This window comes from Amycolatopsis sp. N2S4-7 (assembly GCF_058119595.1).
Genome location: NZ_CP172299.1, coordinates 6,447,338 through 6,462,581 on the forward strand (window position 1 = coordinate 6,447,338; position 15,244 = coordinate 6,462,581).

16 protein-coding genes are annotated in these 15,244 nt (G+C 69.6%); 10 read left to right on the top strand and 6 right to left on the bottom strand.

Annotation, left to right across the window (positions count from 1 at the left end; translation table 11 throughout):
- Positions 1 to 21: 21 nt before the first annotated feature.
- On the bottom strand, positions 22 to 2,235 hold the full coding sequence (locus ACH54P_RS30380) for a (Fe-S)-binding protein (protein WP_489906747.1): 2,214 nt from the start codon (positions 2,233 to 2,235) through the stop codon (positions 22 to 24).
- Between the two features lie 153 nt (positions 2,236 to 2,388).
- Here ACH54P_RS30380 and ACH54P_RS30385 point away from each other — a divergent pair, with 153 nt between their 5' ends.
- From ACH54P_RS30385 to ACH54P_RS30395, 3 genes are read left to right on the top strand one after another with little or no spacing between them, the layout of a single operon-like run.
- Positions 2,389 to 2,718, top strand: coding sequence for a DMT family transporter (locus tag ACH54P_RS30385; RefSeq protein ID WP_086671101.1), 330 nt, complete (start codon positions 2,389 to 2,391; stop codon positions 2,716 to 2,718).
- The gene (locus tag ACH54P_RS30390) at positions 2,715 to 3,275 is read left to right on the top strand and encodes a TetR/AcrR family transcriptional regulator (protein ID WP_489906748.1); all 561 of its coding nucleotides are present in this window, start codon (positions 2,715 to 2,717) and stop codon (positions 3,273 to 3,275) included. The genes ACH54P_RS30385 and ACH54P_RS30390 overlap by 4 nt, the downstream gene beginning before the upstream one ends.
- A 21-nt stretch (positions 3,276 to 3,296) precedes the next feature.
- On the top strand, positions 3,297 to 3,731 hold the full coding sequence (locus ACH54P_RS30395; protein ID WP_489906749.1) for a GNAT family N-acetyltransferase: 435 nt from the start codon (positions 3,297 to 3,299) through the stop codon (positions 3,729 to 3,731).
- A 76-nt stretch (positions 3,732 to 3,807) separates the two neighbouring features.
- Here ACH54P_RS30395 and ACH54P_RS30400 read toward each other — a convergent pair whose 3' ends face one another.
- Positions 3,808 to 4,341: a YbhB/YbcL family Raf kinase inhibitor-like protein gene (locus ACH54P_RS30400; protein WP_489906750.1), complete on the bottom strand. Its 534-nt coding sequence runs from the start codon at positions 4,339 to 4,341 to the stop codon at positions 3,808 to 3,810.
- Positions 4,342 to 4,516: 175 nt separating this feature from the next.
- On the opposite strand from ACH54P_RS30400, the gene ACH54P_RS30405 reads away from it, so the two are divergent.
- The 7 genes from ACH54P_RS30405 (at position 4,517) to ACH54P_RS30435 (ending at position 11,550) form a co-directional block, all read left to right on the top strand.
- Entirely contained in the window at positions 4,517 to 5,287 is a 771-nt protein-coding gene (locus ACH54P_RS30405) for a DUF4097 family beta strand repeat-containing protein (protein ID WP_489906751.1), read from the top strand.
- A 27-nt stretch (positions 5,288 to 5,314) separates the two neighbouring features.
- Positions 5,315 to 5,548, top strand: a complete 234-nt coding sequence (locus ACH54P_RS30410; protein WP_489906752.1) for a hypothetical protein — start codon at positions 5,315 to 5,317, stop codon at positions 5,546 to 5,548.
- 67 nt (positions 5,549 to 5,615) lie between these two features.
- The gene (locus ACH54P_RS30415) at positions 5,616 to 7,058 is read left to right on the top strand and encodes an alpha/beta hydrolase (RefSeq protein WP_489906753.1); all 1,443 of its coding nucleotides are present in this window, start codon (positions 5,616 to 5,618) and stop codon (positions 7,056 to 7,058) included.
- Between the two features lie 282 nt (positions 7,059 to 7,340).
- Entirely contained in the window at positions 7,341 to 9,209 is a 1,869-nt protein-coding gene (gene dnaK / locus ACH54P_RS30420) for a molecular chaperone DnaK (RefSeq protein WP_489906754.1), read from the top strand.
- Positions 9,206 to 9,913 carry a nucleotide exchange factor GrpE gene (gene grpE, locus ACH54P_RS30425; RefSeq protein ID WP_489906755.1) on the top strand — a complete coding sequence of 236 codons (708 nt, stop codon included), beginning with the start codon at positions 9,206 to 9,208 and terminating at the stop codon, positions 9,911 to 9,913. The genes dnaK and grpE overlap by 4 nt, the downstream gene beginning before the upstream one ends.
- Before the next feature lie 36 nt (positions 9,914 to 9,949).
- Positions 9,950 to 11,119 (top strand): molecular chaperone DnaJ, encoded by a 1,170-nt coding sequence (gene dnaJ, locus ACH54P_RS30430; RefSeq protein WP_489906756.1) that lies wholly within the window; start codon positions 9,950 to 9,952, stop codon positions 11,117 to 11,119.
- Between the two features lie 5 nt (positions 11,120 to 11,124).
- On the top strand, positions 11,125 to 11,550 hold the full coding sequence (locus tag ACH54P_RS30435; RefSeq protein ID WP_489906757.1) for a heat shock protein transcriptional repressor HspR: 426 nt from the start codon (positions 11,125 to 11,127) through the stop codon (positions 11,548 to 11,550).
- Between the two features lie 60 nt (positions 11,551 to 11,610).
- On the opposite strand, the gene ACH54P_RS30440 is transcribed toward ACH54P_RS30435, so the two are convergent.
- The 4 genes from ACH54P_RS30440 to ACH54P_RS30455 all read right to left on the bottom strand — a co-directional run bounded on the left by ACH54P_RS30440 (position 11,611) and on the right by ACH54P_RS30455 (position 14,977).
- Positions 11,611 to 12,147 carry a DUF305 domain-containing protein gene (locus ACH54P_RS30440; RefSeq protein ID WP_489906758.1) on the bottom strand — a complete coding sequence of 179 codons (537 nt, stop codon included), beginning with the start codon at positions 12,145 to 12,147 and terminating at the stop codon, positions 11,611 to 11,613.
- A complete protein-coding gene (locus tag ACH54P_RS30445) occupies positions 12,144 to 12,902 on the bottom strand; it encodes a lytic polysaccharide monooxygenase (protein WP_489906759.1) in 759 nt (252 codons plus the stop codon). Before ACH54P_RS30445 ends, ACH54P_RS30440 begins: the two co-directional genes overlap by 4 nt.
- 146 nt (positions 12,903 to 13,048) lie before the next feature.
- Positions 13,049 to 13,765 carry a dienelactone hydrolase family protein gene (locus tag ACH54P_RS30450; RefSeq protein ID WP_489906760.1) on the bottom strand — a complete coding sequence of 239 codons (717 nt, stop codon included), beginning with the start codon at positions 13,763 to 13,765 and terminating at the stop codon, positions 13,049 to 13,051.
- Between the two features lie 66 nt (positions 13,766 to 13,831).
- Positions 13,832 to 14,977, bottom strand: a complete 1,146-nt coding sequence (locus ACH54P_RS30455; RefSeq protein ID WP_489916722.1) for a globin domain-containing protein — start codon at positions 14,975 to 14,977, stop codon at positions 13,832 to 13,834.
- Positions 14,978 to 15,244: the final 267 nt, after the last annotated feature.

Here is a 15,244-nt window from a genome sequence, read left to right on the forward strand (position 1 = left end):
GGTGACCTTCGCAAAAAGGGATCATTCCTCCGCGAGCGACGGCGCCCCGAGCGGCACCGGCTTCGGCTCCGGCTTGCGCTTGACGGACTCCAGCAGCATCTGCGCGACGTCGACGATCTCGACCTTCTCGCTCGCGCTGCCGTCGCTCTGCCGGGCCGTCAGGCCGTCGTTCAGCATGACCTTGCAGAACGGGCAGCCGGTGGCGATCTTCGACGGCGCGGTGCCGAGCGCCTCGTCGACGCGCTCGACGTTGATCCGCTTGCCGATCTTCTCTTCCATCCACATCCGCGCGCCGCCCGCGCCGCAGCACATCGACTTGTCGCCGTGCCGCGGCATCTCGCGCAGCCGCGCACCCGTCGCGCCGACGAGCTCGCGCGGCGCCTCGTACACCTTGTTGTGGCGGCCGAGGTAGCACGGGTCGTGGTAGGTGACGTCTTCGGCGACCGGCGCCACCGGCACCAGCTGCTTCTCCCGCACCAGGCGGTTCAGCAGCTGCGTGTGGTGCACGACGTCGAACTGGCCGCCCAGCTCCGGGTACTCGTTGGCGAGGGTGTTGAAGCAGTGCGCGCAGGTCACGACGACCTTGCGGGCCTTCCGCTCGCGGCCCTCGAACACCGAGTTCAGGATCTCGACGTTCTGCTGCGCCAGCATCTGGAACAGGAACTCGTTGCCGGCGCGGCGGGCCGGGTCACCGGTGCAGGACTCCTCCGAGCCGAGCACGGTGTACTTGACGCCCGCCATGTGCAGCAGCTCCGCGACCGCGCGCGTCGTCTTCTTCGCGCGGTCCTCGAACGCGCCGGCGCAGCCGACCCAGAACAGGTACTCGGTGTCGCCGAGGTCGCCGTCGAACACCGGGACCTCGAAGTCGAGGTCCTCGGTCCAGGCCAGCCGGTCCTTGGCGTTCTGGCCCCACGGGTTGCCCTTGTTCTCCAGGTTCTTGAACATGCCGTTCAGCTCGCTGGGGAACGACGACTCGATCATCACCTGGTAGCGGCGCATGTCGACGATGTGGTCGACGTGCTCGATGTCGACCGGGCACTGCTCGACGCAGGCACCGCAGCTGGTGCAGGACCACAGGACGTCGGGGTCGATGACGCCGCCGTCGTCGCCGACCAGCGCCTTCTGCGACTCGGCGATCGCGAGCACGTCGATGCCCGCGTACATGTTGTCGCCGGACAGCCCGACCTCGTCGCCCGCCATGTCCCGCTTGCCGCCGGCCATCAGGTACGGCGCCTTCGCGTAGGCGTGGTCACGCAGCTGCGTGATGACCAGCTTCGGCGACAGCGGCTTGCCGGTGTTCCACGCGGGGCACTGCTCCTGGCAGCGGCCGCACTCGGTGCAGGTGGAGAAGTCCAGCCAGCCCTTCCAGCTGAAGTCCTCGATCTTGCCGACGCCGAAGGTGTCCTCGTCCGGGTCGGCTTCCTCGAGGTCGAGGACCTTGCCGCCGCTCATCATCGGCTTGAGCGCGCCCAGCGCGACGCCGCCGTCGGCCTCGCGCTTGAAGTAGATGTTGAAGAACGCGCTGAACCGGTGCCACGCGATGCCCATGGTCATCGTGCGCGCGACGACGATCAGCCAGACCGTGGCGCTCATCAGCTTGACGAACGCGAACACCGTGACCAGGTTCGGGCTGGCCGGCAGCAGCTGGCCGATCGGGTTGGAGACGAAGGACGCCCACAGCGGTCCTTCGTGCGTGTTCAGCGCGGACTTCGCGGCGCGGACGCCGATGATGCCGATGCCCTCGATGAGCACGACGGCCTCGATGAAGTACGCCCACTTGAAGTTGGAGCCGGCGAAGCGCGACTGGCGGTCGGCGCGGCGGGGGTGGTTGCGCTGGCGGATCGCCATCAGCACCAGGATGCCGACGATCGTGCCCAGCCCGAGCAGCTCCATGAGCAGCTGGAACGGCGGGAAGTCGTCGAGGATCGGCCAGCCCCAGGTCGGCACGAAGACCTCGCCGTAGGCCTCGAACAGGGCCAGCGAGCCGAGCAGGAAGCCCCACATCACGAGCCAGTGCGCCGGCCCGACGCTGCGCTTGCGGTTCATCCGCGTGTGCGCGGCGAACTCCTTGATCAGCGTCTTCATGCGCGGCAGGAACGGCCCGTTGCGCGTCGAGTCGGGCTGTCCGAGGCGGATCACCCGCACGAAACGGGCGATCGTCGCGGCGAACATGCCCCAGGCGACGAGGCCGAGCACGACGGAGATGCCGCCGAGCGTCAGTTGCAGAGCGCCCATCGTTCGGGTGCCTTTCGTCCGGATAAAACTGTGGTGGTGCCGGGAGACTAACCGTCCTTACTGATGAGTAACCCGTTGAGTGGGCCTAAGTCCCACCGATGTGGTGTACGTCGCTCTTTGTTTCGGGACGATCGTTCAGGTAGTTTTCACCCTATGGGTGCGTACCTTCTCCTCGCGCTGGCGATCGCCGCCGAGGTCTCCGCGACGGTCTCGCTGAAGCTCTCCGAGGGCTTCTCGAAGCTCGGGCCGTCGATCGTCGTGGTCGCCGGGTACGCCGTCGCGTTCGTCGCGCTGTCGTACGTGCTGAAGATGGGGTTGCCGATCGGCGTCGCCTACGCGATCTGGGCCGCGGCCGGGGTCGCCCTGGTCGCGATCGTCGGCGTCGTGTTCTTGAAGGAGCCGGTCAACGCGGCGATGATCGCCGGGCTGGCGCTGGTCATCGGCGGTGTGGTGCTGATCGAGATCGGGAGTGCGTCGACGTGAAACTGCAGGTGGACGGGCGGAAGGCCCGGGGCGAGAAGCGGCGCGCGGAGATCATCGAGGCGACGCTGCGGATCATCGAGCGCGACGGCGTCGCGGGCGTGACGCACCGGACCGTCGCGACCGAGGCCGGCGTCCCGACGACGTCCACGACGTACCACTTCTCGTCGCTGGACGACCTGCTGATCGCGACGCTCATCTCGTGCGCCCGCGACATGGCGACCGAGGTCTACTGGATGATCGACCGGGCCCGCTCGCGCGGCTCGCGCGGCGCCGAGGAGGTCGCCGGGCTGCTCGCGGAGGCGCTGGGCCCGCGGCGCGGGCGCACGATGGCCGAGTACGAGCTGTACCTGCTGGCCGCGCGCAAGCCGGAGCTGCGCCCGGCCGCCCGGCGCTGGCTGGACGTCCTGACGTCGATGGTCCGCCACGACGACGAGGTGTCGTTCCGGGTCTTCCTCGCGGGCATCGACGGGCTGCTCATCCAGGGCCTGATCGACGACGAGCCCCCGTCGGCGGAAGAGCTGCGTCCGGTGGTGGACTACCTGCTGAAACCGCATTGACGGCTGTCTTAGTTTCGGATCATGCGGACCTTCGGTGACTACGAACTCGACGACGATCGCACGCGCTTGGACCTCGAAGTGGTGTGGAAGTTCCTCTCCACCGAGGCCTACTGGGGCCGCTGGCGCACGCGTGCGCAGGTCGAGGCGGCGATCGACGGCTCGTGGCGGGTCGTCGGCGCCTACCGCGGGGGCGAGCAGGTCGGCTTCGCGCGCGCCTTCTCCGACGGCGTGGGGTCCGCGTACCTGGCCGACGTCTTCGTCGTCGACTCCGCTCGCGGCACCGGCCTCGGCAAGGAGATCGTGCGCGAGATGATCGAAAACGGCCCCGGCGCCGGCTTCCGCTGGATGCTGCACACGGCCGACGCGCACGGGCTGTACCGGCAGTTCGGCTTCGGCGAGCACACGAAGGGCCGCTACCTGGAGCGCGAGGGCGTCAACCAGGAATCCCTGCGCTGACGGCCGTCGTGGACCGCCGGCAGATCGGGCCCGGCAGTGTTGCCGCTCCGCAACAGTGCCGGGCCCGGCGGGAAACTCAGCCCTTGTTCTCGTAGACCGGCGTGATCACCGCACGAGCCAGGGTGTGGCCGAACATGTTGAAGCCGAGGAACGCGGGCGTCGCGTCCTCCGGGACGTCCAGCTTGTCGACGTCCAGCGCGTGCACGGCGAAGTAGTAGCGGTGCGGGCCGTGCCCGGGCGGGGGCGCCGCGCCGAGGAACTGCTTGACGCCACCGTCACCCTTCAAGGTCACCGCGCCTTCGGGGAGGCCGGAGCCGTCGCCCGCGCCGGACGCCAGCTCGGTCACCGACGCCGGGACGTTGAACACGGCCCAGTGCCAGAACCCGCTGCCGGTGGGGGCGTCCGGGTCGTAGCAGGTGATCGCGAAGCTCTTCGTCTCCGCCGGGAAGCCCTCCCACGCCAGGTGGGGCGAACGGTCCTCGCCGCCGGCACCGAAGATGCCGGACAAATGGGGCGTGGCCAGGGTTTCGCCGTCGGCGACGTCGTTGCTGCGGAGGGTGAACGACGGCACGTCGGGCAGGGACTCGTACGGGCCGGGTGCTTGCGGCATGGATCCTCCTGATCAAGGAATTCCGAGACTTGCGCCAGGTTAGGCCCCTGGAGCCACCCCCGCGTCTCAGGGAGGGATCTCAGGGTCTTTCGGGGGGTTACCCCCATGTACCGCGCCCCCACCCGCCCATAACGTTTCTCACGCAGAGGAAACATCACTGAGGGGACCAACGACCATGGCGCGCCCGCTTCTGGCTCTGGGTGGCATCGTCCTGATCGGCGTCGGCCTGGCGACCGCGTTCGGCTGGGGCTGGGGCTCGGACTTCGACAACACCAACACCGTTTCGCAGACCATCCGCAGCGTGAAGCTGGAGAGCGACTCGGGCGCGGTCAAGATCCGCACGGGCTCGGGGCCGTCGAAGGTGCACGAGAAGATCAGCTACCACTGGCGCAGCAAGCCGGACGGCGTGTTCTACCGCGTCGAAGGCGACCAGCTCGTGCTCGCCGGCTGCGGGAACAACTGCTCGGTCGACTACGAAGTGGTCGTGCCCGAGGGCGTGCCCGTCACCGGCAAGGTCGATTCCGGCGGGCTGGACATCGCCGGGGTGTCGAGTGTGGACGTTCGGGCCGACTCCGGGCACGCCCGCGTCGAAGACGTCTCCGGCGCGGTGAAGCTCCGGCTGGACAGCGGCTCGATCGACCTGCGGAACGTGGGCGAGGTCCAGCTGCACGCCGACTCGGGCAGCATCGAGGGCGACGACGTGCGCGGGCCGATCGACGTGACGTCCTCCAGCGGCAGCGTCGAGTTCACGTTGGCCCAGGAGAACGACGTCAAGGTGAAGGCCGACAGCGGCAGCGTTTCGGTGAAGGTGCCGGGCGGCCCCTACCGCGTCGAGGGCAACAGCGACAGCGGGCACCGGACCATCGACGTCCCGACCGACGGCTCGGGCCGGCACGTGCTCGACCTCACCACCGACAGCGGCAGCGTCACGGTCCGCGCGGCCTGACTTTCCTTCACCACGGGGGCTTTTCACATGGGCAAGATCGAACGGCGCGTGCTGGCTGCCGCGCTGCTGGGCGCCGTCGCGATGTTCGGCGTCGTGGGCTTCACGCGCGGCGAGCAGAACGAAACTCCGGCGCAGGGGGTGCCGGTCACCGCGGATTCCCACTATCGAGTGACTTCGTGGATCGGTACTCCGGCCGAAGTCGTTGTGCGGCAAGGAAGTTCCGATTTCTTCCTCTCCTCCTGGACCTCCCGCCGTTCCTGAATCGTCGGTGGTCGCTGTTAGGAATGGGGTGCGCCGAAGGACGGCGTGCAGGGGGAGGAAACACATCATGGACGTGCGCCGGATCGTCGCGGTCTTCGCGGCGGGCGTGGTCATGGCGGCGGTACCGGCCGTCGCCGAGGCGGCGGAGCTTTCGTGGGCGCCGTGCGCCACGCAGCAGGAACCGGCGGCCGAGTGCTCGGCGGTCGAGGTGCCGATCGACCGCACGCGGCCGGAGCTGGGTTCGGCGCGGCTCGCGCTGGCCCGGCTGCCGGCGCTCGATCCGGCCCGCCGGATCGGCTCGCTGCTGGTGAACCCGGGCGGGCCAGGGGGCTCCGGCGTCGGGTTCGTGCAGTTCGGCGGGCTGGCCTCGCCGGATCTCGCGCGCCTGCGGCAGCGGTTCGACGTCGTGGGCTTCGACCCGCGCGGCGACTGGTTCAGCACCCCGCGGATCACGTGCGACCCGGCGACGCTGTTCGACCCGGCACTGGACCGGTTCCCGGCGTCCAAGCCGGCTTTCGACGCGCTGGTGGCGCACAACCGCGCGGCGGGCCAGGACTGCCTGGCCAGGACCGGGCCATTGCTGGCGAACGCCGACACCCAGAGCGCGGCCGAGGACATCGAGACGATCCGCGCCGCGCTCGGCGAGCCGAAGATCTCCTGGCTGGGCCTCTCGTACGGCACCGAGCTGGGTGCGATCTACGCGTCGAAGCACCCCGGCCGGGTGCGCACGATGGTGCTCGACGGCGCCATCGACCACGCGCGGCCGCTGCGTCAGGCGATCCTGGAGGAAGCCGCGGCCACCGAGGACGCGCTGGTCCGGTTCGCGGACTGGTGCCGAGGCGCGGCCGGCTGCGTCCTGCACGGCCAGGACGTCCTCCGCTTCTACGACGACGTCGTGGCGCGGGCGGCGCGCGGCAACGTGTGGTCGAGCGAGCTGGGCCGTCCCGCGACGGCCGACGAGGTCTCGGCGGGCGTCTACAACCACCTCTACCGGCGGGAGGACTGGCCGGCGCTGGGGAAGGCGCTGGCCGCGGCCGGTGGCGAGTTCCCCGACGCCAAGGGCCTGACCGAGCGGAACCAGTTCCTGTCTCCGATCTACGGCGCCTACCGCGCGATCGGCTGCCACGACTTCCCGTCGCCGTTCACCGGGCCGGCGGACACGGGGGTGCTGGCCGGGCTGGTGCGCGCGGTGGCTCCGCACAGCTGGCGGTACTCCGAGTACTGGGACCTGACCAGCGGGTGCACGGGCTGGCCGGTCGCGGCGAAGAACCCACCTCAGCCCCACCTGGTGCGCGGCGCCCCGCCGATCCTGGTGGTCGGCGGCGCCCACGACCCGGCGACGCCCCTGGCGTGGGCCCGCGGCCTGGCGGCGGGCATCGAGAGGTCGGTGCTGCTCACGCGGACCGACGACGGGCACACGGGGCTGTTCAACTCGGCCTGCGCGCGGGCGGCCGAGGTGGACTACCTGGTGAGCGGCGTCACTCCCGGTCGTGGGGCGGTGTGCCGGTGAGGCGGTCCCGCGGCGGCTGTCCGGCTCCGCCGCCACCGGCCTGACCGGGGCGAATGAGCTGGTGAGCGGCGTCACAGGGAGTCCCGGCACCTTCTTCCGCCGAACCCGGGAACAAGAACCCGAACCGGCTCGTTAGGCTGGGTACGAAGGTTGAGTGCAGCCGACTCAAGTCTGGCTTGACGAGGGGCGCGACACCCGGATAGAACTTGCTAAGGCCTCGCTCAAGGCGAGGGTGAACGTGCAGGTCACGAACATAGCAGGCTTACACAGGAGGAAAGCACCATGGCGCGAGCGGTCGGCATCGACCTCGGCACGACCAACTCGGTCGTCGCCGTCCTTGAGGGCGGCGAGCCGACGGTCATCGCCAACTCGGAAGGCTCCCGGACCACCCCATCGATCGTCGCCTTCGCCAAGAACGGTGAAGTGCTGACCGGTCAGCCGGCGAAGAACCAGGCCGTGACGAACGTCGACCGGACCATCCGGTCCGTGAAGCGGCACATCGGCACCGACTGGAAGACCGAGATCGACGGGAAGAACTACACCTCCCAGGAGATCAGCGCGCGCGTGCTGATGAAGCTGAAGCGCGACGCCGAGGCGTACCTGGGCGAGACGATCACCGACGCGGTGATCACCGTCCCCGCGTACTTCGAGGACGCGCAGCGGCAGGCCACCAAGGAAGCCGGGCAGATCGCCGGCCTGAACGTGCTCCGCATCGTCAACGAGCCGACCGCCGCCGCGCTGGCGTACGGCCTGGACAAGGGCGAGAAGGAGCAGACCATCCTGGTCTTCGACCTCGGTGGCGGCACGTTCGACGTCTCGCTGCTGGAGATCGGCGAGGGCGTCGTCGAGGTCCGCGCGACCTCCGGTGACAACCACCTCGGTGGTGACGACTGGGACGAGCGCATCGTCAAGTGGCTGGTCGACAAGTTCAAGGCCACGAACGGCATCGACCTCACCAAGGACAAGATGGCGCTCCAGCGCATCCGTGAGGCCGCGGAGAAGGCGAAGATCGAGCTGTCGAGCTCGAACTCGGCCGGCATCAACCTGCCGTACATCACCGTGGACGCGGACAAGAACCCGCTGTTCCTCGACGAGCAGCTCTCGCGCGCCGAGTTCCAGAAGATCACCTCGGACCTGCTCGACCGCACCAAGGCACCGTTCAACAACGTCATCCGGGACGCGGGCATCTCCGTCGGCGACATCGACCACGTCGTGCTCGTGGGTGGTTCCACCCGCATGCCGGCGGTCGCCGAGCTGGTCAAGGAGCTGACCGGCGGCCGCGAGCCGAACAAGGGCGTGAACCCGGACGAGGTCGTCGCGGTCGGCGCGGCGCTGCAGGCCGGTGTGCTGAAGGGTGAGGTCAAGGACGTCCTGCTGCTGGACGTGACCCCGCTGTCGCTCGGCATCGAGACCAAGGGTGGCGTGTTCACCAAGCTCATCGAGCGCAACACCACGATCCCGACCAAGCGCTCGGAGATCTTCTCCACCGCGGACGACAACCAGCCGTCGGTGCAGATCCAGGTGTTCCAGGGTGAGCGCGAGATCGCCGCGCACAACAAGAAGCTCGGCATGTTCGAGCTGACCGGTCTCCCGCCCGCCCCGCGTGGCGTGCCGCAGATCGAGGTCACCTTCGACATCGACGCCAACGGCATCGTGCACGTGACCGCGAAGGACCTGGGCACGAACAAGGAGCAGTCGATGACGATCACCGGTGGCTCGGCGCTGCCGAAGGACGACATCGAGCGCATGGTCAAGGACGCCGAGGCGCACGCCGAGGAAGACAAGAAGCGCCGCGAGGAAGCGGAGACCCGCAACCAGGCCGAGACGCTGGTCTACCAGACCGAGAAGTTCGTCAAGGACAACGACGACAAGCTGCCCGAGGACCTCAAGGGCAAGGTCAAGTCCGCGATCGACGAGGCCAACGAGGCGCTGAAGGGCACCGACTCGACCAAGATCCGCGAGTCGATCGAGAAGCTGAACGCGGCTTCGCAGGAGCTGGGCACCGCCCTGTACGCCAACGCGAACGCCGACGCGGCGGCCGGTGCGGCCGGTGCGTCGGGCGCGGCCGGGGACGCCGGTGCGGCCGGTGGCCAGGCCAAGGCCGATGACGTGGTGGACGCCGAGATCGTCGAAGAGGACGAGAAGAAGTGACCCACAGCTACGACGAATCCGAGAACCAGGGCCGCGGCCCCGAGGAGCCGGTGGTCGTGCGGGATCGGCGGCGGGTGGACCCCCAGACCGGGCAGGTCCGCCCGCCCGGTCCGGCCCACGCCGCGCCGGAGCCGGAGGACGCGCCCGTGGAGCACGCGGGCCCCTCGCTTGGCGACTCCATTGTGGACGATGCGGTGTCGGTCGTCTCCGACGTGGAGAAGGAGCTGGCCGAGCGCACCGCCGACCTCCAGCGCCTGCAGGCGGAGTACGCCAACTACCGCAAGCGGGTCGAGCGTGACCGCGAGGCGGTCGTGCTCGGCGCGAAGGCGACCGTGGTGAACGACCTGCTGCCGCTGCTCGACAACCTCGAGCGCGCCGAGCAGCACGGTGACCTCACCGGGGCGTTCAAGGCGGTCGGCGACAAGCTGATCAGCGGCCTGCAGCGCGCGGGTCTCGAGTCGTTCGGCTCCGAAGGCGAGCCCTTCGACCCGAGCGTGCACGAGGCCGTGCAGCACAACACCTCGCCGGACGTGGCGGGCCCGACGGTCACCGTGGTCATGCGCCGCGGTTACCGGTTCGGGGACCGCGTACTGCGGGCGGCGCTGGTCGGCGTGACCGACCACGAGCCCGGTGCGGCCCCGGTGGACCCGTCGGTCGGTGGCGAGCTGCCACTCGACGGCGGAGTCGATGAGCGACAGCAGTAAGCAGTATCCGGTTCAAGTGGGAGGAGGAGACGCCCGATGAGTGCACGGGAATGGATCGGTAAGGACTTCTACCGTGAACTGGGCGTCTCCTCCGACGCCACCGCGGACGAGATCAAGAAGGCCTACCGGAAGCTGGCCAAGGAGAACCACCCGGACGCGAACTCCGGCAACGCGCAAGCGGAGCAGAAGTTCAAGGCGGTCTCCGAGGCCTACGGCGTGCTGTCCGACGCGGCCAAGCGCAAGGAGTACGACGAGGCGCGCCGGCTGTTCGGCGGCGGGGGCGGGTTCAACTTCCCGGGCGGCGGCGGTACCGGCAGCTTCGACATGGGCGACATCTTCGGCCAGGCCGGCGCCGGTCAGCAGGGCGGTTTCGGCGGGCTCGGCGACATCCTGGGCGGCATCTTCGGCCGTGGCCGGGCGTCGGCGGGCGCGACGGCGAACCGGCCGCAGCGCGGGGCCGACGTCGAGACGGACGTCCGGATCGACTTCACCGAGGCGGTCAAGGGCGCGACCCTGCCGCTGCGGCTGTCGAGCCCGGCGACGTGTGCGACGTGCGGCGGCAACGGTGCCCGGCCAGGCACTTCGCCGCGGACCTGCCCGACCTGCTCCGGTTCGGGGCTGGTCAGCCGCAGCCAGGGCGCGTTCGCGTTCTCGGAGCCGTGCCGCGACTGCCGTGGCCGCGGGACGATCATCGACGACCCGTGCCCCGAGTGCGGCGGCGAAGGCGTCAGCACGCGGACCCGCACGCTGACCGTCCGGGTGCCGCCGGGCGTCGACGACGACCAGCGGATCCGGCTGGCCGGTCAGGGCGAGCCGGGCCGGGGTGGCGCGCAGGCGGGCGACCTGTACGTCCGGGTGCACGTGGCCCCGCACGCCCTGTTCGGGCGCAAGGGGCTCGACCTGACGATCACCGTGCCGGTGGACTTCACCGAACTGGCGCTCGGCACCACGATCACGGTGCCGACGCTCGAGGGCAAGGTCTCGCTCAAGGTGCCGCCGGGCACCGCGAGCGGACGGGTGCTGCGCGTGCGCGGCAAGGGCATCGCCAAGCGCGACGGTTCGCAGGGTGACCTGCTCGTCACCCTCCAGGCGGCGATTCCCGCCAAACTGGACGACAAGGCGCGCGAGGCACTGCAGGCGTACGCCGAGGCGATGGCCGGGCACGACCCCCGGCCCGAGATCACCGATCTGCTCCAAGGCAGGTGAGTGGGATGTTCGGCGGGATTCCCCCGGAGGGCGACGAGGAGACCCCGGTGTTCGTCATCTCGGTGGCGGCCCAGCTCGCCGGGATGCACGCGCAGACGTTGCGCACCTACGACCGGCAGGGCCTGGTGTCACCGGGCCGCACCGCCGGTGGCGGGCGGCGCTACTCGATGCGGGACATCGCGCTGCTGCGCGAGGTCCAGCGCCTGTCGCAGGAGGACGGCGTCAACCTGGCCGGGATCAAGCGCATCATCGAGCTGGAGAACCAGGTCGACGCGCTGCGGGCCCGGCTCGCGGAGATGACCGAAGAACTGGCCGCGGCGTACGCGGCCGCGGAACAGGCCGCGGCGGCGGCGCACGCGTCCTACCGCCGTGACCTGGTGCCGCTCAACCAGCAGACGGCGTTGGTGGTCTGGCGCCCCAAGCGCCGCTGACCACCGCCAAAAAGGCCTCCCCGGGCGACCGGGGAGGCCTTTTGCGTGGCCCAGCAGGCGTCAGACCTTGAAGTTCAGCAGCTGCTTGACCTCGGCCGTCCGTGACTCGACGACCCGGCGGGCGAGATCGCGGGCCAGGGCGTTGACGCCTCCGCCGGTCCCGTTTTCGGTCCGGGCGAGTTCGACCGCACCCTGCTGCTGACCGGTCAGCACGTCCAGGAACCGGCGGCCGAACTCCGCGTCGGGGACCGTCTTCAGCGCTCCCACGAGGTCGGGTGGCGTCATCTTCATGCCGCCGTGGCCGGCGTGGGCCTGGGGGTTCGCGTCCATCGTCTCGGGCTGGTTCCAGGCGCGGAGCCAGGTCTTCATGTCGTCGATCTCGGTCCGCTGGGTCGACTCGATCGCCGCCGCCAGTTCCTTCAGCGACGCCGGTACCGGGCGGCCCGCGGCCAGCCGGGCGATCTCGATGCCCTGCTGGTTCTGGGGGATCAGCATCTGCAGGAACATCACGTCGGCCGCGTTGTACGGCGGGGTGGCCGGCGTCGCGCCGCACGCGGTCAGCAGCAGCAGCGCGACGACGGCCGGCAGCAGCCTCACTGACGCTGCCAGAGCGCCGGGGTGTTCGGCGGCTCCCAGCCCGCGATCGCGGTGTGCGGCTGGATGCAGCGGTAGCTCGCGCCGCCGTAGGTGACGACGTCACCGAGCTTGTACGCCGTGCCCGCCGACCACGTGCCACCCGAGGGCGGGGTGGTCGTCGGGGGCCGGGTCGTGGTGGGCGGCGGGGTCGTCGTCGGGGGCGGGGTGGTGGTCGGGGGCGGGGTGGTGCCGCCCCCGCCGATCTGGAGGTCGACGCAGCTGTAGAACGCGTTCGCCGTGTCGGCGATGTTCCAGATGGCCAGCACCTTCACCCGGCCCGAGTACCCGGACAGGTTCACCGTGTGCGACAGCGTCGACGGTGGCTGCTGGTTGTTGCCGTTGAACACCGCCACGCGCGTGTTGCCGACGTAGTACTCGTAGTTCGACGTCGAGTGCCGGGCGGTGAAGACCCAGTTGAACGTCACCGAGGTGCCGACCGACTTGGCGGGCCACGGCTTCGACTCGTCGGCCAGCTGTGCGAACTGGGACAGGCCGGCGTTGCAGCTGCGCAGGCCCTTCGGACCTTCGACGCTCTGGGGTTCGTAGACGATGTCGCCGCAGTTCGAGACCTTTCCGGCCGCGCAGTTGGCCTGCCGGCTGGGCGGGTCCGAGACGTACCCGTGGGCGCTCGCGGAGGTGGCGGGGAGGACGACAACCAGCACCGGGGCGAGCAAGGCACCGGCTGCGGCCGCGAAGAGCTTTCGTTTCCAGGTCATTTCGGCTCCTCGAAGGGGAACAGCGTTGTTCCGGAGGGGAGGACGAACGAGCACATCGGCGGGCGATGTGGTCTAGACCATAAGGCGATTCGGGCACAACGGTCAACGAACTACCGCCGATCGACGAAAACGCTGCTCCGCTCGGCTCAGTGCGAAGGTCGGTCCGGCTGCTGCAGGTGTTCGCCGAAGAAAGAGGTCACTCGGCTCCACGCGTCTTCGGCCGCTTCGTGGTGGTAGGTGAACCCGACGACCTTGAGCAGGAGGTTCACCGGGGCCGCCGCGTCGACCTTGTTGGCGAACCCGTGGCTGGCGTCCGGGTACTCCTTGACGTCGTGCGGGATGCCGCGCTCGGTCAGCGCCGTCTCGAGCTTCGCCGCCGCGCCGCGCAGGCTGAAGTCCTTCTTGCCGAAGCTGGCGACGACCGGGCAGGCGTCGTCCAGTACCGACAGGTTCTTCGGCAGCTGCCCGTAGTACGGGGCGGAAGCCTCGAACCCGCGTGCCGCCGCGACCAGCGCGAAGCCGCCGCCCATGCAGAACCCGGCGACGCCGATCCGGCCCGAGCAGTCCGGGCGCCCGGCCAGGAGCGCGCGGGACGCCTCGATGTCGTCGAACGTGCGGCCGCGGTTGGCGAACATGTCCGAGAACACCCGCCGCACGCAGCGGAACATGCCGCCGCGCGAGTACAGGTCCGGGCTGAGCGCGAGGTAGCCCTCGGTGGCGAAGCGGTCGGTGATGTTCTTCGTATCCTGGCTCAGCCCGAACGCGTCGTGGATGAGCACCACGCCCGGGTGCGGTCCCTCGCCTTCGGGTTCCGCGAGGTAGCCGCCGATGGTGCCGTCCGAAACCGGAATAGTCATCTCCATATCGGCGAAGATAGCGAGAACCCACCGGTTCCGCGCGGAACGCTGAGAGCCGTTTCAGGCAAAACCTCAGTCCAGCGTGAACGGGTCGTAGGAAATCCGTTCCAGTTCGATCCCGCTCGCCAGCAGCTTCGCGATGGTCGCCTGGATCATCGGCGGCGACCCGGAAACGAGGACGTCGTGGTTCTGCCACGCGCCGCGCTGGGTCACCGCGTGGGCGAGCGTGCCGCGGTCGCCGCCGGCCAGCGCGCCCTCCTCGGTGACCGGGGTGACCGTCAGCCACTTGGACGTCGCGGCCAGCCGGCGCAGGTCGTCCAGCGCGTAGAGGTCGTCCGGTCTTCGGCCCCCGAAGAACAGGTGCACCGGTGGGTTCCGCTTCCAGCGCGAAAGGTCGTCGAGGATGGCCAGCAGCGGCGTGATCCCGGTGCCGCCGCCGATCATGAGCAGGCGCCGTTTCGTGGTGGTCGGGCGCACGTTCAACACCCCCATCGACGGCCCGATGCGCCAGACGTCACCCGGCCTGGTGTGGTGGACGATGCTGCCGCTGACCCAGCCGCCGGGCACCGCGCGCACGTGGAAGGTGAGCAGGCCGTCGCCGCTGGGCGCGTTCGCCGGCGAGAGGTACCGCCAGAACCGGGGGCGCTGCGGCACTTCGACGCTGACGTACCCGCCCGCGCGGTACGGCAGGAGGCCGTCGGTGCGGACCCGCACCAGGGCGACGTCGCGGGCGAGCTTGCGGTGCTCGAGAACCGTCGCCGCCCACGCCGCAGGCCCGGTCTCCGCCTGGGCGGCCTCGCGCATGGTCTTGGCGATGAGCCCGTACGCCGCGGTCCACGCGGATTCGACTTCGTGCGTCCACTTCTCCTTGAGGAATCGTTTCAACGCCGCGATCAGCGCGACGCCGACGGCGTCGTAGTGCCGCGCGACGACGGCGAACTTGCGGTGGTCGCGGCCCAGTTGCCCGAGGAAGGTGACCAGCTCGTCGGGCCGGTCCACCATTTGCACGACGTACACGAGCGCGCGCAGCAGCCTGCTCCGCTGGGTCGACATCGTGACCGGGAACAGGTCGCGGCAATCGGGGGCGACCACGAACAACGCGCCGTAGAAGTACTGCGCCAGTTCGTCGGCTTTCGGCTCGATCGCGGCAAAACTTTCACGAATCAGCCGGGCCGTCTCGCGACCTTCCACGGCCGAAACGGGAACGGTCGCGGGCATTGCGGAGATCTTCACGGATTCAGCATTCATCGGGAACGGTATTCTCCAGTCGTGCAAAGGCTTTCACGCCGTGCATGCGGCGTCGCTGTGCGGTGCCGCCCCCGAGGGCCCGACTGTAGGCGCATTCCCGTGCAGATGCGCGTGATTCCGCGCGTTCCCGCTCGAACGGAGCAATTTCGCCACGCCGGGTCAACCCGACCTGGCCCTGCGTAAAAACGATCAATACGCCGGTTTCGGGAAATCAGTCACCGGACAGGCGGATTGCGT